General features: G+C 63.4%; 16 protein-coding genes. 3 read left to right on the forward strand and 13 right to left on the reverse strand.

Features of this window, described 5'->3' with window-relative positions:
* The first annotated feature begins 52 nt into the window (after nucleotides 1-52).
* Both K3759_RS14155 and rpe read left to right on the forward strand, forming a co-directional pair.
* Nucleotides 53-3,259, forward strand: a complete 3,207-nt coding sequence (locus tag K3759_RS14155; protein WP_259982736.1) for a 4Fe-4S double cluster binding domain-containing protein — start codon at nucleotides 53-55, stop codon at nucleotides 3,257-3,259.
* Nucleotides 3,260-3,322: 63 nt separating this feature from the next.
* A complete protein-coding gene (gene rpe / locus K3759_RS14160) occupies nucleotides 3,323-4,012 on the forward strand; it encodes a ribulose-phosphate 3-epimerase (protein WP_259982738.1) in 690 nt (229 codons plus the stop codon).
* Nucleotides 4,013-4,039: 27 nt separating this feature from the next.
* On the opposite strand, the gene K3759_RS14165 is transcribed toward rpe, so the two are convergent.
* From K3759_RS14165 to K3759_RS14215, 11 genes are read right to left on the reverse strand one after another with little or no spacing between them, the layout of a single operon-like run.
* The gene (locus tag K3759_RS14165; RefSeq protein WP_259982740.1) at nucleotides 4,040-5,542 is read right to left on the reverse strand and encodes a class I adenylate-forming enzyme family protein; all 1,503 of its coding nucleotides are present in this window, start codon (nucleotides 5,540-5,542) and stop codon (nucleotides 4,040-4,042) included.
* Between the two features lie 54 nt (nucleotides 5,543-5,596).
* Nucleotides 5,597-6,364, reverse strand: coding sequence for an oxepin-CoA hydrolase, alternative type (locus K3759_RS14170; protein ID WP_259982741.1), 768 nt, complete (start codon nucleotides 6,362-6,364; stop codon nucleotides 5,597-5,599).
* On the reverse strand, nucleotides 6,361-6,768 hold the full coding sequence (locus K3759_RS14175) for a PaaI family thioesterase (protein ID WP_259982743.1): 408 nt from the start codon (nucleotides 6,766-6,768) through the stop codon (nucleotides 6,361-6,363). The genes K3759_RS14170 and K3759_RS14175 overlap by 4 nt, the downstream gene beginning before the upstream one ends.
* Nucleotides 6,749-7,882, reverse strand: coding sequence for an acyl-CoA dehydrogenase family protein (locus tag K3759_RS14180; protein ID WP_259982744.1), 1,134 nt, complete (start codon nucleotides 7,880-7,882; stop codon nucleotides 6,749-6,751). Before K3759_RS14180 ends, K3759_RS14175 begins: the two co-directional genes overlap by 20 nt.
* Complete coding sequence (locus K3759_RS14185) at nucleotides 7,879-9,078, reverse strand: acyl-CoA dehydrogenase family protein (protein WP_259982745.1); 1,200 nt, start codon at nucleotides 9,076-9,078, stop codon at nucleotides 7,879-7,881. Before K3759_RS14185 ends, K3759_RS14180 begins: the two co-directional genes overlap by 4 nt.
* Before the next feature lie 11 nt (nucleotides 9,079-9,089).
* Complete coding sequence (locus K3759_RS14190) at nucleotides 9,090-10,265, reverse strand: acetyl-CoA C-acyltransferase (RefSeq protein ID WP_259982747.1); 1,176 nt, start codon at nucleotides 10,263-10,265, stop codon at nucleotides 9,090-9,092.
* Nucleotides 10,262-12,358 (reverse strand): 3-hydroxyacyl-CoA dehydrogenase NAD-binding domain-containing protein, encoded by a 2,097-nt coding sequence (locus K3759_RS14195; RefSeq protein WP_259982749.1) that lies wholly within the window; start codon nucleotides 12,356-12,358, stop codon nucleotides 10,262-10,264. Before K3759_RS14195 ends, K3759_RS14190 begins: the two co-directional genes overlap by 4 nt.
* A gap of 17 nt (nucleotides 12,359-12,375) precedes the next feature.
* Nucleotides 12,376-13,161 carry an IclR family transcriptional regulator gene (locus tag K3759_RS14200; RefSeq protein WP_259982751.1) on the reverse strand — a complete coding sequence of 262 codons (786 nt, stop codon included), beginning with the start codon at nucleotides 13,159-13,161 and terminating at the stop codon, nucleotides 12,376-12,378.
* A complete protein-coding gene (locus K3759_RS14205) occupies nucleotides 13,158-14,498 on the reverse strand; it encodes a TRAP transporter large permease (protein WP_259982753.1) in 1,341 nt (446 codons plus the stop codon). The genes K3759_RS14200 and K3759_RS14205 overlap by 4 nt, the downstream gene beginning before the upstream one ends.
* Nucleotides 14,498-15,031 (reverse strand): TRAP transporter small permease, encoded by a 534-nt coding sequence (locus K3759_RS14210; protein WP_259982754.1) that lies wholly within the window; start codon nucleotides 15,029-15,031, stop codon nucleotides 14,498-14,500. Before K3759_RS14210 ends, K3759_RS14205 begins: the two co-directional genes overlap by 1 nt.
* 27 nt (nucleotides 15,032-15,058) lie before the next feature.
* Nucleotides 15,059-16,114 (reverse strand): C4-dicarboxylate TRAP transporter substrate-binding protein, encoded by a 1,056-nt coding sequence (locus K3759_RS14215; RefSeq protein WP_259982756.1) that lies wholly within the window; start codon nucleotides 16,112-16,114, stop codon nucleotides 15,059-15,061.
* 211 nt (nucleotides 16,115-16,325) lie between these two features.
* Here K3759_RS14215 and K3759_RS14220 point away from each other — a divergent pair, with 211 nt between their 5' ends.
* Nucleotides 16,326-16,970, forward strand: a complete 645-nt coding sequence (locus K3759_RS14220) for a 5-formyltetrahydrofolate cyclo-ligase (protein ID WP_259982758.1) — start codon at nucleotides 16,326-16,328, stop codon at nucleotides 16,968-16,970.
* A gap of 17 nt (nucleotides 16,971-16,987) precedes the next feature.
* Here the strand turns inward: K3759_RS14220 and K3759_RS14225 are convergent, their stop codons facing one another.
* Together K3759_RS14225 and K3759_RS14230 are read right to left on the reverse strand one after the other, a co-directional pair.
* A complete protein-coding gene (locus K3759_RS14225; protein WP_259982759.1) occupies nucleotides 16,988-17,764 on the reverse strand; it encodes an MBL fold metallo-hydrolase in 777 nt (258 codons plus the stop codon).
* 80 nt (nucleotides 17,765-17,844) lie between these two features.
* The gene (locus K3759_RS14230; RefSeq protein WP_259982761.1) at nucleotides 17,845-18,675 is read right to left on the reverse strand and encodes a 3-keto-5-aminohexanoate cleavage protein; all 831 of its coding nucleotides are present in this window, start codon (nucleotides 18,673-18,675) and stop codon (nucleotides 17,845-17,847) included.
* Between the last annotated feature and the right edge of the window lie 99 nt (nucleotides 18,676-18,774).

The raw sequence follows: 18,774 nt of genomic DNA on the forward strand, positions 1-18,774 counted from the left end.
GCGGCCACAACCGGGACTGGCATATCATTTCAAAGCATGGCATCGATTTGCCATGAAGCTCTTTTCATCCAAGACCCGCCCCATGCACCTCGGCCCCTTCCCGTCGGAGCGGCTGCGCCGGTTGCATGCCCCGCATGACCAACTGCCGGACGCGCCCATGCCGGTGCTGCGGTTTGAGCGGCCCGAGACGCCGCAGAGCATCTGCAACGCCATGGCGCCCTTTCAGGCGATGATGGACGTGCTTCGGGATGGGCCGATCAATACGGCGGGCGCGGTCATCCCCGACAGTTTGGCCGAGCGGGCCAATCACCTCAAATCATTCGGTTATTACAACGACGCCTCGATGATGGGCATCTGCGCCCTGCCGCAAGAGGCGCATCTAGCCACGCCCCGCCGCAGCGAAGGTACCGCGCAATTGGCTGAAGGACTGCGCAGCCGCCAGACCAAGACGCTCGCCGCCGGGGTGGATGTCATCATGGCGAACCTGCGCGACGCGGTAGACGCGCCCGAAACCGCAATCGACCGTCACAGCCACGCGCTGGTGATCCTCACCGCCTACCCCCGTGACCCGCGCGCGGGTGAGCCGGGCAGCGATTGGATCATCGACGCCCAAGCCGAGCGCGCCTGCCTGCGCGGCACCGAAAACGCCACCGTGCTGGCGGAATACATCCGTCAGTTGGGCTTCGCGGCCAAGGTGCACTCCGCCACCACCGCCGATGTGAACCTCGGCCAACTGGCCGTGGCGGCGGGGTTGGCGGTTTGGGAAGACGGTAGGCCGCAAGCGCCGTGGATCGGTTCACGCTTCGGGTTGGCGGTTGTTACCACCGACATGGACCTCGCGCCCGATATGCCGCTCGCTCCGTTCTCCGAACAACCGTGGTCGGTGCTCAAAGGCCCGCATTGGCAGCTTGGCACCCACGGCGGGGTCAGCGCCCGCGATGTCGACCCCTACGCGCGGCGCGACTATGCCGCAGGGCCGCATCCGTTTGAGACGCTAAAACGGGTGGACGAGCCGACCACCTATATCGACGCGCCCAATGTCCCGCGCGTGCCGAAACGCGGGGATCTTTTCGCACGCGGGCAGTTCGGCGACATGGGGCCAAAGGTGCAGAACGCCATGAAAGGCGGGCACCATGTAGTCAAATCCGCTCCCTCCGCCGCGCAGCGCCGGCTGCTGGGCGCGCTGATCTTGCTGCAAGATGGCCCGGTGAACGACGCCGCGCCCGCTATGGCGGACAGCGCCCGCAATGCCGCGAACCTTAAAGCGGCAAGCTACTTTCTGGGGGCCGATGCTGCGGGCCTCTCTGCCTGCCCCGATTGGACATGGTACAGCCACGACGCCACCGGCACCCCGATCACCCCGCCGCATGACCAAGCGCTGAGCCTTATCATCGACCAAGGCTTCGACACGATGGAAGGTTCCTCGGGCGACGACTGGATCGCCGTGTCGCAATCCATGCGGGCCTATCTGCGGTTCTCGATGCTGGGTGGCGTGATGGCCCAGCATCTGCGCAACCTCGGCCATTCCGCCAAAGCGCATACGGTGATGGATGGCGACGTGCTGCAACCGCCGCTTTTGTTGCTTGCGGGCTTGGGCGAAGTCTCTCGCATCGGCGAAGTGATCCTGAACCCCTTCCTCGGCCCGCGCCTGAAATCCGGCGTGGTCACCACCACCCTACCCGTCGCCCACGACAAACCTATCGACTTTGGCCTGCAAAAATTCTGCGAGGCTTGCAACAAATGCGCCCGTGAATGCCCCTCGGGGGCGATCACCGCCGGGCCAAAGCGTATGTTCAACGGCTACGAAATCTGGAAATCTGACAGCCAGAAATGCGCTACCTACCGGATCACCAACCAAGGCGGCGCGATGTGCGGGCGCTGCATGAAGACCTGCCCATGGAACCTTGAGGGGCTCTTCGCCGAAGCGCCTTTCCGCTGGGTCGCCTCCAACATCCCCGCCGCCGCACCGCTTCTGGCCAAGCTGGATGACAAGGTCGGCAAGGGCCGTCTGAACCCGGTGAAGAAATGGTGGTGGGACATTGAGCGCGACGCCACGGGCCGGTTCGACACCCCCGCGCAGCCGGTGAACGCGCGCGATCTGCAACCCGATCTCGACCTCAAATTCGAAGACCAGACACTCGCCGTCTACCCCGCCCCGCTGGCCCCGCACCCTTGGCCCTATCCCGACCCGATGAACCGCGAGGCCGGGATCAAGGCACATGCCGCATTGCTCAGCGCCGACGAACACCGCCGCAAGACTGCAGCGGGCGAGACCGATCACTTGCATCTTTACAAGGTCGGCAGCGACACCCCCGTGCTTGACCTGCGCATCACGCAAGTCACCCACCTGAACGCGACCACGGCACTTTATGACATCGCCCACCCCGAAGGCCACGACCTGCCCGCATGGACCGCTGGCGCGCATCTTGATCTGGTCGTCGCGCCCGAATTCCTGCGCCCCTATTCCCTGCTGGGTGATCCGAGTGACCGCAAACGCTATCGCATCGCGGTACTGCGCGAAGACGCGGGCCGGGGCGGATCAGCCCTGCTCCACCGGGTCTTCACCAAGGGGCGGCGCATCTTTGTCGGCAAGCCGGTGAACCATTTTGAACTGGCCGAGGACGCGCCGCATAGCCTGCTCATGGGCGGCGGCATCGGCATCACACCGATGATCGCCTTTGCCCATCGCCTGCACGCCCTTGGGCGGCCCTTTGATCTGCACTACTCGGCCACTGACCGCGAAGCCGCCGCCTTTGCCGAAGAACTGGTGCAGGCTCCTTGGGCCGACCGCGTGCACCTGCATATCTCGTCTGAGAGCACCCGCGCCGACCTGCCCGCCCTCATGGACCGCGCCGCACCCGGCACCCATGTCTACACCTGCGGCGCGGACGCCTACATGCAATCGGTCATGGCAGCCGCCGAGGCCGCAGGCATCCCCGAAGGCGCGCGGCATCTGGAATATTTCTCAACCCCCGAAGTGCCGGATTACGTCAATCACCCCTTCACGCTGAAACTCAGCTCTGGCCGCGAGGTCGCCGTCTCTGCCGAGGAAACAGCCGCCGACGCGCTGATTGCGGCGGGGGTGCCGGTGGATCTGAAATGCAGCGATGGCATCTGCGGCGTCTGTAAATGCGGCCTGCGGGGCGGCGCGGTAGAACACCGCGACTTCGTGCTCTCCGCCAAGCAACGCGAAGGCGCGATCATCCTCTGCCAATCCCGCGCGGCAGAGGCAGGCGGTGTGCTGGAACTCGACCTCTAACCCCTTTCGCAAAAAGCGCGCAGCCGTTAAGAGAAGCCAACCTCTGCAACAAAGGGCTGCCCCATGACATTCGACCGTTCGATCAAGATCGCCCCCTCCATCCTTGCCGCCGATTTCGCCAACTTCGGCGCCGAATGCGAAGCCATCGAGGCGCAAGGCGCGGACTGGGTGCATGTGGACGTGATGGACGGGCATTTCGTGCCCAACATCACCTTCGGCCCCGCCACCTGCGCGGCGATCCGGCCCCACATCAAGGGCGTGATGGACGTGCATCTGATGATCGCCCCGGTCGATCCCTATATCGAAGCCTTCGCCAAGGCCGGCGCCGATGTGATCACCGCCCATGTCGAGGCCACCCCCCATATCCACCGCACGCTTCAGGCGATCCGCGGCGCGGGCGCGAAAGCGGGTGTGGCACTCAACCCCGGCACGCCAGCCAGCGCGGTGGCCGAACTGCTCGACATGGTCGACCTGATCTGTGTGATGACCGTGAACCCCGGCTTCGGCGGGCAGAAGTTCATCGACATGACAGCCAAAATCCGCGAATTGCGCGCGATGATCGGCGACCGGCCCGTGCATATTGAGATCGACGGCGGCGTCGACCCCAAGACCGCGCCGCTGGTGGCGCAGGCCGGAGCCGATGTGCTGGTGGCGGGATCCGCCGTTTTCAAGGGCGGCTCGGTCAGCGACCCCGCGCCTTACGGCGAGAACATCCGCGCGATCCGCGCCGCCGCCGAAGGCACCTATGTTTGATCTGGCCGGGCGCGGTTCAAGTCGCGCCTAGCCCTCCAGCCGGTCGGCAAAGGTCGTCAGCAGACGATGTTTCAGGATCTTGCCCGTGGGTGCAGCGGGCAGGTCCGTGGCCACAATGATCTGCGCGGGCCGCTTGTAGCCGGTCAACCGCTCTTTGACGAAACTGCGCAACTCCTCTGCGGTCACCTCGTCCCCCGGTGCCACCTGCACGAAGGCCAGCACCTCTTCATCGCCTTCGCGCCGCCGTCCGACCACGGCCGATTGCACCACGCGCGGGTGATCGTTCAACGCGGCTTCGACCTCGGGCGGATAAACGTTGAAACCGCCGTGAATGATCAATTCCTTGCTGCGCCCGAGGATGTGCAACCGCCCATTCTCATCGAGCTTGCCCAGATCGCCGGTGTGCAGCCAGCCCTCGGCGTCGATGGCTTTGTCGGTCTCGGTCGGGTTGCGGTAGTAGCCTTTCATCACATGCGGGCCGCGCACCAGCACTTCACCCTCGCCCGCGCCATTGCCGCCGGGGGCTTGGTCGTCGATCTTGCATTCGGTGCCCGGCGTGACCGGTCCGACCGACGTATCGGGCGAGCCAAGCGCGTTGGTGGTGGCCGAGGCGCCCGAGCATGTCTCGGTCATGCCAAAGCCGTTTTGCAGCGGCAGTTCATAAAACGCCTCGGCTTTGCGTTTCCACGCCGGGTCCAGCGGTGCGCCGCCTGATGAAACATAGCGCAGCGTGGGGCTTTCCAGTTTGGGCATCCCGCGCTCGCGCGAGTACTGCATCACCAGCGCGTGCATCTGCGGCACTGCGGGAAGGATCGTCACGTCTTCGTGGGTCGCCGCGTGGAGCTTCGCCGCCGAGAAGCGGCTCTCCTGCCGGACCTTCGCGCCAGAACTCACCGCCGCCATCAAGACAGACACCAAACCGAAAACATGGGTCATCGGCAGCACGCCATAGACCACATCGCCCGGCACCATCTGTCGCAGGTCCGCCGAGGCCCGCGCGCCAAAGCGCAGGTTGGAATGGGTCAGCATCACGCCCTTGGGGTCGCCCGTGGTGCCGGTGGTATAGAGCAGCACCGCCACGTCATGCAGATCAGCATCGGGACTGCTGGGGAGCGGTGTGGAAAGGTGCAGGCTGCCGAAAGTGCCCGAGACCTCACGTGCGTTCAGCCGCGCCGCGTGGGCCGCCGCTTCGGGCGAGACATCGCAGGTCAGCAGCACCGCCGCCGGGGTGGCGTGATCGATGATGCGGGTGACTTCGGCTTCGGTCTGGCGGGCATTGACGGGGATCGCCACCGCGTCCAACTCCCACGCGGCATAGAGCGAGGCCACCGCCGCAACACAGTTTTCCACCATCAAAAGCACGCGGTCGCCCGCCTGCACACCCGCGCTGCGCAACTCAGCGGCCAAAGCCACGCGCGCACGGTCCAGATCGGCGTAGCTCCACGCGGCACCGCTGGCATCGCTCAGCGCGGGTGCCTCTGGTCGGGTCGCCAATTGCTCAGCTAGAAAATCCTGTACCCTGGCATTCATGGGTGTCTCCTCCTGCCTATCTGCGACGCCCTCCTCCGAGTGCCGCCGCCCGATTTAAAACCGGGGCTTACGTTTATCCAAAAAGGCCGCGATCCCTTCGGCGGCCTCATCCCCGCCAGCTGCATGGGCCATGGCGTTGCGCTCAGCGTCGAGTTGTGCGGCCTCCTCGGTCTCATAGGCCTGTGCCACCAACTGCCGGATCGTAGCTTGTGCCGCACGCGGCCCCGCGGCCAGCGTGTCGGCCAGCATCAAGGCTTCATCCAAGGCTTTGCCCTTGGCGCAGATGCGGTTGACCGCGCCCAGTTCAGCAAAACGCATGGCCATGACGGGGCGGCCCAAAAGGCACATCTCCATCGCCAAGGGGCGCGGCAACAGCCGTGCCAGCGATGCGGTCAGTCCGGCGTCCGGCACCAGACCGGCCTTCACATAGGCGGCGGTAAACTGCGCCTCTTCGCAGGCCACGATCAAATCGCAGGCCAGCGCCAAAGACATCCCCGCCCCGGCAGCTCCACCTTCGACGGCGGCGATGACGGGCACCGGGCAAGCGCGGATCGACCGCACCAGACTATGCAGCGCATCCACCCGCTCGCGGCGCACCTCCTCGGTCAGCTTGCGCCGCTCGATCAGCACGTTAAGGTCGCCCCCGGCGCAGAAGAACCGCCCTTCAGAAGTGAGGATCACCGCACGGATGCGCGGCTCCTCGGCCAAACGCATGGCTTCGGCGATGGCCTCGTAAAGTGCCGGCGTCAACGCACCACGTTTCTCAGCATTGCCGTTCCAGACGATCAACCGGTCGCCAAGGTCCTCGATCCGCGCGCTCATGTCTTGGCCCTCTTGAACACGCCCGTCGCCCGCGACAGCAGCTTGCCTTCGGCGTCGTGGAGCTGCGCCTCGGCATAGAGGATCTTAAAGCCCCCACCGGTGACACGGCCTGTCGCCACAACCCGCCCCTCGCGCACCGCCGAGATGTAATCGGTGGTCAGCGACAGGGTCAGCATCGGCACGAAGGGCCCGCTCATCGCGCAGTGCCGCGCACAGGCAAAGCCCGTGGCCACATCCAATAGCAGCGTATGCAAGCCGCCGTGCAGCACACCTGAGACGTTCAGGTGCTGCGGGCCAAGGTCGAGTGTAACGCGGGTGCTGCCATCGGGGTTCGACAGATCGGGCCGAAACCCGATAAGCTGCTGAACCCCGCTGGTCGGTGCCTCATGCGGCGGATAGTGCAATGAACCGCTCCAAATGATGGTCAGTGTCGCCAAAGCGGTGGTCCGCCATGGTGATGCGTTTGGCGATATGCGCGAGTTCATACTCCTGCGTCATGGCGATGCCGCCATGCATTTGGATCGTGTCTTCGGCCACCAGACGCCCGACACGGCCCATCAGGTTCTTGGCCGCTGAGACATGCCGCTCGCGGCTGGCGCGGTCATCGGCCAGATGGCCTGCGGCATTGATCACGGCAGAGCGCGCCTGTTCGAGGTCAATCAGCAGGTCCGACATGCGGTGCGCCAGCGCTTGGAAGCTGCCAATCGGGCGGCCGAACTGCTTGCGCGTGCCGAGGTATTCGCGGGTCAGATCGCAGGCGGTTTCCATCGCGCCCAGCGTTTCCGCGCAGAGCGCGGTGGTCGCCACGGCCACACGGGCCTCGATGGCGTCAAACGCCTTGCCAGCCTCGCCCAAGCGGGCACTTTCGGGCAGATTCACATCGTCCAGCGTGACTTCGGCGGCGCGGCCACCGGCCAGCAGGGCATAGCCCGTGACGGTGAGCCCTTTGGTATCCGCTGGCACAAGGAACAGCGAAATGCCCGCCTGATCGCCAGCCTCTCCGCTTTCGCGGGCAGAGACGACGAGCATATCGGCAGCCTCGGCATTGGCGACGACGGCTTTGCGACCGTTCAGCACGATGTCACCGCCGTTTTGCGACGCGGTGGTGGAGACGCGCTCAAGGTCATAGCGGCTGGTCGGCTCGCCATGGGCAAAGGCCAGTTGCAACGTGCCGCCGATCAGCGCCTCAATATGCTCCTGCTGCGTTTCACTGCCAAGATCGGCAACCAAGCCGCCAGCCAGCACGGCGCTGTCGAGCAAGGGCTCGACCACACCGGCGCGGCCCAGTTCTTCGAACACCACTGCAATGTCGAAACCCGCGCCACCAAAGCCGCCCTGCTCTTCGGTGAACAGCGCGCCGATGACGCCCAATTCGGCCAAGCCGTTCCAGATATCAGCAGAGAAGCCTGCTTCGCTTTCCAGAATGCCGTTGCGCGTGGCGGTGTCGTACTTATCCCGCAGGAAACGGCGCAGGCTGTCTTGCAGCATCTGGCGTTCTTCGGTCAGGTCGAAATTCATTTTGCACCTCCCAGCGTTGTCTTGGCGATGATCTGCCGCTGGATTTCGTTAGAGCCGCCAAAGATCGACAGCTTACGGTTGTTGAAATACTGCGCGGCCACCGGGCCGGCCTCATTCGGGTCAGGCAGCGCATCGTTGCTGCCCGCGACCGCTTCCGAGGCGAAGGGCATCGCATAGACGCCAGCCGCACGGCGCGCCAGATCGTTGATTTCCTGACGAATAATCGTGCCTTTAACCTTGAGCATGGAGCTTTCCACCCCCGGTGCCTGCCCTGCGGCGGCCTTGGAGATGATGCGCAGGTTGGTCGTGGCCATCGCCATCAGATCAATCTCTGCCTGCGCCACACGAGCGGCGAAATGCGGATTCTCGATCAGCGGGCGGCCCCCGGCCATTTCGGATTTGGCGATGCGTTTCACCGCCGCCAGACCGGCTTGGGAGAAGCCCACGCCCGCGATGTTGGTGCGCTCGTGGGTCAGGAGATACTTGGCGTAGGTCCAGCCCTTGTTCTCTTCGCCAACGAGGTTCTCGGCAGGGACTTTGACATCATCAAAGAACACCTCGTTCACCTCAGCGCCGCCATCCAAAAGGATGATCGGGCGCACGGTGATGCCGGGGGTGTCCATGTCGATCAAGAGGAAGGAAATCCCTTCCTGCTGCTTCACGTCTTTATCGGTGCGCACCAAACAGAAGATCATGTTGGCGTGCTGGCCGAGGGTGGTCCATGTCTTCTGGCCGTTGACGATGTAGTGGTCGCCATCCTTGACCGCGGTGGTCTTCAACGAGGCCAGATCCGACCCGGCGCCCGGCTCGGAATAGCCCTGACACCACCAGTCTTCACCCGAGAGGATGCGCGGTAACCAGTAGTCCTGCTGCTCCTTCGAGCCGAACTTCTGCAAGACGGGCGCCAGCATCGAGAGACCAAAGGGCACGATGCGCGGCGCGTGATGGGCGGCGGCCTCTTCCTCGAAAATATGGCGCTGCACGGCATTCCACGCGGCCCCGCCGAATTCCTTGGGCCAGTTGGTGGCCAGCCAGCCTTGATCGTTCAGGATGGCGTGCCAGCGTTCGTGATCGTCCTTCGTCAGCTCTCGCCCGCGGCGCACCTTCTCGGAGAGTTCCTTGGGCAGTTTCTCGGCGAGGAATTGACGCACCTCCTCGCGGAAGGCGCGTTCTTCGTCTGTATAGCTCAGGTCCATGTCGGTCCCCTTTAGTAGATTTCGAAGAGGCCAGCCGCCCCCATGCCGCCGCCGATGCACATCGTCACGACACCCAGTTTCGCGCCTCGGCGGTGGCCTTCGCGCAGGATGTGGCCGGTCATCCGCGCCCCGGTCATGCCGAAGGGGTGGCCGATGGCGATGGAGCCGCCGTTCACGTTGCATTTGTCGGGGTCGATGCCCAGTTTGTCGCGGCAGTAAAGCGCTTGGCTGGCGAAGGCTTCGTTCAGCTCCCAGATGTCGATGTCATCGACAGTCAGCCCATGACGCTCCAGCAGACGTGGCACGGCAAAGACCGGGCCGATGCCCATTTCGTCAGGTTCGCAGCCCGCGACGGCGAAGCCTTTGAACGCGCCCATGGCTTGCAGGCCCTGCTGCTCGGCCTCTTTGCTGTCCATCAGCACGAGGGCCGCGGCACCGTCGGAAAGCTGGCTGGCGTTGCCCGCTGTGATGAAGGCCCCCTCGCCGCGCACGGGCGTCAGGCCTGCAAGCCCTTCGAGCGTGGTGCCGGGCCGGTTGCATTCGTCGCGGTCCACAGTGACCTCGCGGGTGGAGATCTCCTTGGTCTCCTTGTCCTGCACGCCCATGGTGGTCTGCATCGGGACGATCTCGTCGTCGAAGAGACCGGCCTCTTGCGCGGCGGCAATCAACTGCTGGCTGCGCAGACCGTAGGCGTCCTGATCCTCGCGTGAGATGCCATAGCGTTTGGCGACGATGTCGGCGGTGTCGATCATCGCCATATAGACTTCGGGCTTATGCTCCAGAAGCCAGGCTTCCTTGACCGATTTCACATCCGGCTGGATCAGCGAGATGCTTTCGACCCCGCCTGCAACCATCGGGCCTGCGCCCTCCATGCAGATCGCATTGGCGGCCATGGCGACGGTTTGCAGACCCGACGAGCAGAAGCGGTTCACGGTCACGCCCGAGGCGGTCACCGGCAGGCCAGCGCGCAGAGCGATCTGGCGCGCGATGTTCGAGCCAGTTGCGCCTTCGGGGTAGCCGCAGCCGATCATCACGTCTTCGATGGCCGAAGGATCGACGCCCGAGCGTTTCACGGCTTCGGCAACGACATGGCCGCCCATGGTGGCACCATGGGTCATGTTGAATGACCCGCGGAAGGATTTGGCCAGCCCGGTGCGGACGGCAGAGACGATTACGGCCTGTTTCATTTGGCAGCTTCCTTGTTCAGATCATCAAAGTTGCGGTTGGTCTTGACCAGTTCGACCAGCAGCCGCGCTGGTTTCCAGAACCAAGGGTCTTTCTCGGCAAAGCCTTCGATCGCGGCGAGGACGTTGGGCAGGCCCTGAATGTCGGCCCATTTCATCGGGCCACCCCAATAACGCGGGAAGCCGTAGCCAAAGAGCAGCGTCATATCCACGTCGAGCGGGCGTTTGGCGATGCCCTCTTCCAGCACCTTGGCGGCCTCATTGACCATGGCGCACATATAGCGGCGCACGATTTCGGCCTCGGTGAACTCGCGCGGGGTGATGCCGCGTTCCTTCTGCTCTTCTTCGATCAGGCGGGTGATTTCCGGGTTCGGCGTGCCGCCGCGTTTGCCCTTCTCGTAAATGTAGTAGCCTTGGCCGGTCTTCTGGCCGAAGTGCCCCTGTTCGCAGAGCCGGTCGATATAGGTCGGTACACGCTCCTCGGGGTGGCGCGTGGCGGCCTTGCGCTTGCGCGTGGCCCAGCCGATGTCGAGCCCAGCGAGATCGGCCACGGCGAAGGGGCCCATGGCAAAGCCGAATTTCTCAAGTGCCGCGTCGATCTTGTAGGGGCTGGCGCCGTCCAGCACCATGTGGTCCGCCGCGGTGCGGTAGGTGGCGAGGATGCGGTTGCCAATGAAGCCATCGCAGACGCCCGCGCGGACGCTGATCTTGCCAAGCGCCTTACCGAGGGCAAAGCCCGTAGCGACCACATCTTTCGCGGTCTTGTCGGCGACAACCACTTCAAGCAGTTTCATCACATGCGCGGGCGAGAAGAAGTGCAGCCCGATCACGTCCTCGGGGCGCTTGGTTGAGGCGGCGATCTCGTTCACGTCGAGATAAGAGGTGTTGGAGGCCAGCACGCAGCCCGGCTTGCAGACGGCGTCGAGCTTGCCGAAGACCTGCTTTTTGACGTCCATGTCCTCGAAGACCGCTTCGACCACCAGATCGACGTCCGACAGGCTGTCGTATTCGGTGGAGACTTTGAGGGCGTCACCAGTCAGGTGATCGAACTTCGCCTGATCGATTTTACCGCGTTTCAGCGCGCCCTGCAGGTTGCCCGAAATGCGGTCGTGCGCGGCCTTGGCGGCTTCGTCCTTCATCTCGATCAGCACGACCGAGAAGCCCGACAAGAGCGCCGCCGTGGCGATGCCCGCCCCCATTGTGCCGCCACCGATCACGCCGATGGCTTTCAACTCGCGCGGCTCGACGCCTTTCAGCTCGGGCAGGTTGCTGACCGCGCGTTCGGAGAAGAAGGCATGGATCATGCCCTGGCGCTGGTCGGTGTTCATCAGTTCGGAGAAGATGCGGCGCTCGGCCTTCATACCCTCCTCGAAGGGTTTCTCGACACCCGCCTGCACGGCGCGCACCGCCTCGGCGGGGGAAATCTGGCCGCGGCCTTTCTTCAGCGTCGCCTCGTATGCGGCATCCCAGTTGATGGGCGCGGGTGCGGGCATGTCGCAGATCGGACGACGTTCCGCGCCGCTGTCGAGTAACTCGCCGACGTAGGCGAGGCCCACTTCCTGCGGATCGCCCTCCTCCACGCGGTCGACGATGCCCATCTCAAGCGCCTGCGGTGCCTTAATATGGCGGCCTGTGGTGATCGCATCAAGCGCCGGTTCAACGCCGATCAGACGCGGCAGACGCTGGGTGCCGCCCGCGCCGGGGATCAGGCCGAGGTGCACCTCCGGCAGACCGACACGCGCCGAAGGCTGAGCGATGCGGTAATGCGCCGAGAGGGCCACTTCGAGACCGCCGCCGAGGCTCACGCCATGCATGGAGGCCACGACCAGAAGCGGCGAGGCTTCGATCCGGTTGCAGAGGTTGGGCAGATGCGGCTCCATCGGCGGCTTGCCAAATTCGGTGATGTCGGCCCCGGCGATGAAGGCGCGGCCTTCGCCCACGATCATCACGGCGCGCACGCCGTCTTCAGCCTCGGCACGGTCCATGCCGTCGGCCAGCCCCTGCCGCACGGCTTGGCTCAGCGCGTTGACGGGCGGGTTTTCGATGCGCAGCACGACGATGTCGTCATGGCGGGAATAGGCAATCTTGTCAGTCATATCAGTAACTCCTTGATCTATCCGCGCCGGGACAGGGCCGGTGCCCGTCCGGTGCGTTGTTCGATGCCGCTGACCACGTCACGCAGCGCTGGTCCCACTTGTGACAGAATGCGGCTGTCGGGCAAGTCGCCCGGCAAAGCGCCGCAGGTGAAGGCCACAGGCTCTCCGAATTCCCCTGCGTAATAGGGCACGCTCACAGCGTTGATGCTGCGGGCATAGCGGGTTTCGGGCGGGGCGAGGACAAAGCCCTGCGCCAGCAGTTGCTCATACCCCTCACGGCGGAAATTGCGCAGCCGGTCATCCGGCTCCAGCCCGTCAAAACGGTTCTCGTCCAGACTGGCCAGCGTGGCGAGGCCCGAGGAAGAACCATAGACCGGGATGCGGTGCCCCGGCTCTAGCCAGATGGTCGAGGCGGTATGCGGACGCCATGTGCGCACCAGCATCATCCGGTCGCCATCGCGCACGGCGATCAGCGCCAGCGTGCGGGTCTCATCCGCCAATTGTTGCATCGCATCTGACGCCATATCAACAAAGCTGACCGCGACCGAGGCGACCGAGCCGAGCGCAATCGCCGCAGGCCCTAGCCGAAACTTGTCGTTGCGCCCGCCATGCGCCAGATAGCCCAGTTCGCACAGTGTATAAGTTAGCCGCGAAACGGTAGGTTTCGGCAGCCCCGTCCGCTCGGCAATCTGCGCGTGGCTCAACCCGCTGTCACTGGCACGGAAGGCGCGCAGAATCCCGAGACCCCGCGCCAGCGTATTGGCGAACTTGCGGTCAGTTGTCGTTTCGTCGCGGTCCTTCATCGCGCCGCCATCGGGATCAGGAGCGATATCATCGGGAAGGACATGATCAGGATCAACACGATGAAATCGACGCTGAGGAAACGGGTAATGCCTGCGAAGATCTTGTCGATCGGCGCTTCGCGGCCCACCACATTGGCGATGACAAAGACGTTCAGGCCCACGGGCGGCGTGATCAGGCCGATTTCCAGCAGTTTGATGACCACGACGCCGAACCAGATGAGGTTGAGGTCATAGCTTTCCACCAGCGGGATCATCAGCGGCAGGGTCAGGACCATGATGCCGATGGGATCAAGGAACATGCCCAAGAGCAGATAGATCAGCGCGATGCAGAGCATCAGCACGACAAGCGACATCTGCGCATCCGACACGAAACCAACGATGGTGCCCGCGACGCCCGTCAGCGCCACGAAGGCTACAAAAATCTTGGCACTGGCAGCAATCAGGAAGATAGCAGAAGTCTGCACACAGGTTTCTTTTACTGCCTCCCAAAGACCCGCCCAGTTGAGCTTGCCCTGTACGAAACCGATCAGCGTGGCCGAGACGACGCAGACGGCAGCGGCTTCGGTCGCGGTGAAGATGCCGCCATAGATGCCCCCGATGATCAGCACGAAAAGCAGGATCGCGGGCCAGCTTTCGAGGGCCGCCTGCCAACGCTCACCGGTGGTGTAGCGCTGGTCGGTCGACGGTGCGATGGCCGGATCGCGCCAGACCCAGACGGCGATGACAAGGATGAAGCCCGCCAGCGTCAGAAGGCCCGGCAACACGCCTGCAAGGAAGAGCGAGGAGATCGAGGTCTCGGTGAAGATACCGTAGATGATGAACAGAACCGAAGGCGGGATGAGCGAGCCCAAGGTACCGCCCGCCGCGACCGAGGCCGTGGCCAGACGTGGGTCATAGCCCATGCGCAGCATCTCGGGCGTGCAGATTTTCCCCATGGTCGAGGCGCAGGCGATGGACGACCCGGTGATCGCGGAAAACCCGCCGCAGCCCATGACGCTGGCCATCGCAACGCCGCCCGGCAGACGGGTCAGCCAGACCTTTGCGGCATGGTAAATCTTGGTCGTGATGTCGGCACGATAGGCGATATGTCCAAGCGCCACGAAAAGCGGGATCATCGACAGGTCGTAGGAGTGAATGAGGTCGAAGGAGTTGGAAAACACCATTGAGGTGGTCGCCTTGATCGCGCGTTCGGGCATGAAGGTGCCGGTGCGGAAGGCGAAGATAAAGAAGGTGGCGACGGTCGCCACAGCAGCCAGCGTAAAGGCGATTGGCACGCGTAGGGCAAGCAGGATCAGCACCGCGGCAAAGGCGATCATTCCGATGGTCGAGGCATCCATTACAGCACGTCCTTTTCGACCATCAGGTCAGCAGCATGTTGTTGTTCGTCCGAGACGACACCGCCCGACAGAACCGTGCGCCCATCGCGCCACGTTAGTTCAGCCAGTCGCAGGAAGGTGGCGATCATCCCGACAAGGAACAGCAGCCGTCCGGGCCATTTTGGCAGGTTCAGGTCGCCGTAGAAAAAGCTGCCCTTCTCCACCACGGCAAAGAACTCGCGCCCGCCGGAATAGATCAGCGGGGCCAGCGCCAGCATACCGATGGCAGAGCCTGCAACGATCAACACGGAACGAGCGCGGTCGGGAAACCGGTCCGTCACGAAGGCCACGGAGACATGCGCACGGGCTGCGGTGGCAGCGGCGAGGGGCAGCAGGATGGCGGCGACCATGAGCTCGCGCACCATGGTCACACTATCGGGCACCTGACTGGCAAAAAGCGCACGAGCGATCACGTTGGAGGTGATCAGCACCCCCAAAGCGATTACCGCCAAAGCGCCCAAACTCAACAGGATTTTCTCTAGATTTACCAACATATGCTGCCCCTCCCCAGTGTTACGCGATCAGTTGCTTTTGGCTTCCCAAGGGTAGCCATTGGCGTCGCGCTGCTCGGTGTATTTGGTGATGAGGCCTTTGTACTCTTCCAGCAGTTCCTCACCCGGCAGACCGGCAGAGCTGGCAGTTTGCACCCATTCGTCGAGGAACTTCTTACCGGCATCAACGAGTTGCGTGCGGTCTTCTTCGGGCAGGGTGATGACTTCGACGCCCTGCTCTTTCATCGAAGCGATGGCTTTTTCGTTGGCCTCTGTGATCATGCGGCCAAACTCATCCGCCATGTCCGAACCGACGGAAGCCAGCGTTTCCTGCTGCTCGGGCGTCAGGCTGTCATGCATGTCCTTGTTCATGAAGATGCCAAGGCCGCCAACCTGACCCCAGTCGAGGATCGTGTAGCTGTCCATCACTTCGGCCTGTTTCAGCGCCGCGACGGCATAGCTGTAGCCCTGCGAGCAGTCGATCAGACCGGTGTCGAGACCCTGGTATGCGTCATAGATCGACATGTTGACCATGTTCGCGCCCTGCTCGCCGAAGACCTTGCCGTATGCGCCCACGCCGCGGACTTTCTTGCCCGAGATATCGCCCACAGATTTAATCGCGCCGCCCTTGCAGCCGATGTTCACCTGAGATGTCGTCCAAGTGCCGATATAGACGAGGTTCTTGTCGGCCAGATCGTCTTGGATCGCTTGGCTGGAGCGCATCAGCTCATCCGTGGCGCGCATGCCGACCCAAGCGTCGGGGTTGTTTACAGGCAGGTCAGCGATGCCATAGCCTGCCATTTCCTGCGGGTAGTAAACAGCGATGACCGAGCCTGTGTCAGCCACGCCATCGGCGATGGATTGCACGGCGGCGTTGGCTTTGAACAGCGCCCCACCCCATTGAATGTCGAATCGCATGTCACCGTCCGAGCGTTCGGCAACCTGATCGGCGAACCACTGCAACGCATCGGCGCGGGCGCCGCGATTTGGGCCGGCTTCACCGTGAATCAACACGGTTTCGGCACTTACAGCGCCGCCAGCCAGCGCCAGAGCTGCGGCGCAGCTCAGGTGTTTGAAAATTGTCATATCGGCTCCTCCCAGAGACTTGTTTCGCAATGCAAAACATTGTTTCGCATTTGTCGCAGGTCACGCTAGTCCGCAGGTCGAAACCGATCAAGCAAAACTTCGCAGTTTTGCAGGGGCATCTTCTAGGCATCTGAAATCACTGTATGAAAACATTATGCAGCGGGAAGAAACGCCGCTTGCGTGCAGTGTTGCGGCACGGCAGGCTGCCGATATGACAAAAGAGAGCGCCCCCTGCTTTGCCCATTTGCTGGTGAACGGCCAGCCCGTAGACCCAGAAACCCGGCGCGATGTGGCCCGCTTTCGCCGCGCGGAACGGGCCCGGCTCATGGCCACACGGCGGGGGTTATCGGCGGATCACCTAGCAGCGCAGTCTGCGCGGGTGGCGCGGGCATTGACGCGGTTGATCTCGGCCTCCCCCTCTCTGACCATCGCCGCCTATTGGCCGATCCGGGGGGAGTTGGACCTGCGCGGCTGGATGGGGGAAATGCACGACCACGGGGCGCAGATTGCGCTGCCAGTCGTCATAGAGAAAGACGCGCCAGTCGCTTTTCACCGCTGGACACCGGGGTGCGCGATGACCCGAGGGGTTTGGAATATCCCCGTGCCAGAGACCGCCGCGCCGCTGACCCCCGATGTGGTGATTGCACCGCTGCTGGGACTTGATGCCGCGGGCTTTCGTTTGGGCAATGGCGGCGGGTATTATGACCGAACGCTTGCAGCGCTGCCCATAATGCCCCGGGTGATCGGTGTGGGCCATATCTTTTGCCCGCTGGATACGATCTTTCCCATGCCATGGGACGTGCCCATGCAGCAGTCCGTGCTGGGCGACGGCCGGGTGATTGACCACGCCCGTTAAGGCGTGGCCGAAAGAGCTTAACTGCCGTACCAGTCGCCGAACTTGACCTCGACGTCGGTGCCGACGCGTTTGGCGAACTCTTCTGGATCTTGCGTACCGCCGTCTTTGCCCCGGAAGTGATAGGGATAGACATAGGTCGGCTTGAACTCCGCCACGGCCGAGGCGGCGGCGTTGGAATCCATCGTGAATGGCAGGTTCATGCAGACAAAGGCGAGCGAGATGTCGGTAAGCCCGCGCATCTCTGGCGTGTCTTCGGTATCGCCCGAAATATAGACGCGGAAACCCTCAAACCCGAGGATATAGCCGTTGTCGCGGCCTTCGGGATGGAAGTTCTTGCGCTCTTCGGTGATGTTGTAAGCCGGGATCGCGTTGATCGGCAGGCCGTTGAACTCCGTCGTTTCGCCGTTTGCGACTTTGCTGGCCTTGGCGGCAAGCGCCTCAGGCAGCATGTCAAAAACGGCGGGGTTGGTAATGATCTGCACCTCATCCCCTGCCAGCGCGGCTAGGGTGTCGGCATTGTAGTGATCGCCATGCTCATGGGTGATGAGGATCAGATCGGCGGCGGGGAAATCGCTGTACTGCGCAGGCTCGCCCACCGGATCAACATAGATCACGCCCGCAGGCGTCTCCAACACGATGGAGGCGTGATCGACGGGATGTACCGTGATCGGGCCTGCCTCTGTGTCGAATGTGTCACCGCTGTGCGCAGCAGCGCGGGCGGCAAAGGGCAGCAGGGTTACGATGCCAGCGGCGGCAGCGGAGGTGGCAAGGAAATGGCGGCGGGTCTGGGTCATTTCAGGCTCCTGTTGGTTGCTGAAACGGGACATAGCTGCCCCGCCCCGCATTTCAACGCAGCGCCGCCCATACGGCAATCCTATGCCGGCCGCAGGCCGAGGATCTCACGCGCTTGTGCTGGTGTGGCGACGGGCCGGTCATATTTCGCACATAAATCAGCCGCCCGCTGAATCAGGGCGGCGTTCGACGGCGCCAGCCTGTCGCGGTCCAGCCGCACGTTATCCTCCAGCCCCGCCCGCGTATGACCGCCCGCCGCGATGGCCCATTCGTTCAGCACGATCTGGTTCGGCCCGATCCCGGCGGCACACCACTGCGCATCGGGTGCCAAGCGGTTCAGCGTCTGGATGTAGAAATCGAAGGTCTCACGGTCCACTGGCATGGCGTTTTTCACACCCATGACGAATTGCACATAAAGCTGGCCGGGGATGCGGCCATCGCGGTTCATCTCGGCGGCCTTGTGGATGTGGCTGAGGTCAAATGCCTCGATCTCGGGTTTGACCTCATGGGCTTTCATCTCCGAAGCCAGCCAGTCGACCAGTTCCGGCGGGTTCTCATAAACCCGCGTCGGGAAGTTGTTGGACCCGACCGAGAGCGAGGCCATGTCGGGCTTGAGCGAGAGCATCCCGCCCCGCTCCCGCCCCGCGCCCGAGCGCCCGCCGGTGGAGAACTGGATGATCATGCCGGGGCAATGCGCCTTGACCCCCTCCATCAACCGGGCGAATTTTTCGGGGTCGGAGGACGGGGTTTCATCGTCGTTGCGGACATGGGCATGGCAGATACCGGCCCCTGCTTCATAGGCTTCGTGGGTGGATTCGACCTGTTCGGAGATCGAGATCGGCACCGCGGGATTGGCCGATTTCGTGGGGACAGAGCCGGTGATGGCGACGCAGAGGATGCAGGGGTTGGTCATGGCCGATCTTCCTGTGGTGACAAAGGCTTGGCGCGCAAAGTGGAAGTGTTGCGCGAAGATTTGTTAATCAGAGGTTAAATGTCACATATTGTACACCGG

Source organism: Sulfitobacter sp. W027, from assembly GCF_025143985.1.
Lineage (GTDB): Bacteria > Pseudomonadota > Alphaproteobacteria > Rhodobacterales > Rhodobacteraceae > Sulfitobacter.

Coding starts and splice junctions, on each gene's coding strand:
- K3759_RS14210 (WP_259982754.1), bottom strand. CDS start 15,031: ATGTTGGTAAATCTAGAGAAAATCCTGTTGAGTTTGGGCGCTTTGGCG.
- K3759_RS14230 (WP_259982761.1), bottom strand. CDS start 18,675: ATGACCAACCCCTGCATCCTCTGCGTCGCCATCACCGGCTCTGTCCCC.
- K3759_RS14220 (WP_259982758.1), top strand. CDS start 16,326: ATGACAAAAGAGAGCGCCCCCTGCTTTGCCCATTTGCTGGTGAACGGC.
- K3759_RS14200 (WP_259982751.1), bottom strand. CDS start 13,161: ATGAAGGACCGCGACGAAACGACAACTGACCGCAAGTTCGCCAATACG.
- K3759_RS14185 (WP_259982745.1), bottom strand. CDS start 9,078: ATGGACCTGAGCTATACAGACGAAGAACGCGCCTTCCGCGAGGAGGTG.
- K3759_RS14155 (WP_259982736.1), top strand. CDS start 53: ATGAAGCTCTTTTCATCCAAGACCCGCCCCATGCACCTCGGCCCCTTC.
- K3759_RS14190 (WP_259982747.1), bottom strand. CDS start 10,265: ATGAAACAGGCCGTAATCGTCTCTGCCGTCCGCACCGGGCTGGCCAAA.
- K3759_RS14165 (WP_259982740.1), bottom strand. CDS start 5,542: ATGAATGCCAGGGTACAGGATTTTCTAGCTGAGCAATTGGCGACCCGA.
- K3759_RS14180 (WP_259982744.1), bottom strand. CDS start 7,882: ATGAATTTCGACCTGACCGAAGAACGCCAGATGCTGCAAGACAGCCTG.
- K3759_RS14170 (WP_259982741.1), bottom strand. CDS start 6,364: ATGAGCGCGCGGATCGAGGACCTTGGCGACCGGTTGATCGTCTGGAAC.
- K3759_RS14225 (WP_259982759.1), bottom strand. CDS start 17,764: ATGACCCAGACCCGCCGCCATTTCCTTGCCACCTCCGCTGCCGCCGCT.
- K3759_RS14205 (WP_259982753.1), bottom strand. CDS start 14,498: ATGGATGCCTCGACCATCGGAATGATCGCCTTTGCCGCGGTGCTGATC.
- rpe (WP_259982738.1), top strand. CDS start 3,323: ATGACATTCGACCGTTCGATCAAGATCGCCCCCTCCATCCTTGCCGCC.
- K3759_RS14195 (WP_259982749.1), bottom strand. CDS start 12,358: ATGACTGACAAGATTGCCTATTCCCGCCATGACGACATCGTCGTGCTG.
- K3759_RS14215 (WP_259982756.1), bottom strand. CDS start 16,114: ATGACAATTTTCAAACACCTGAGCTGCGCCGCAGCTCTGGCGCTGGCT.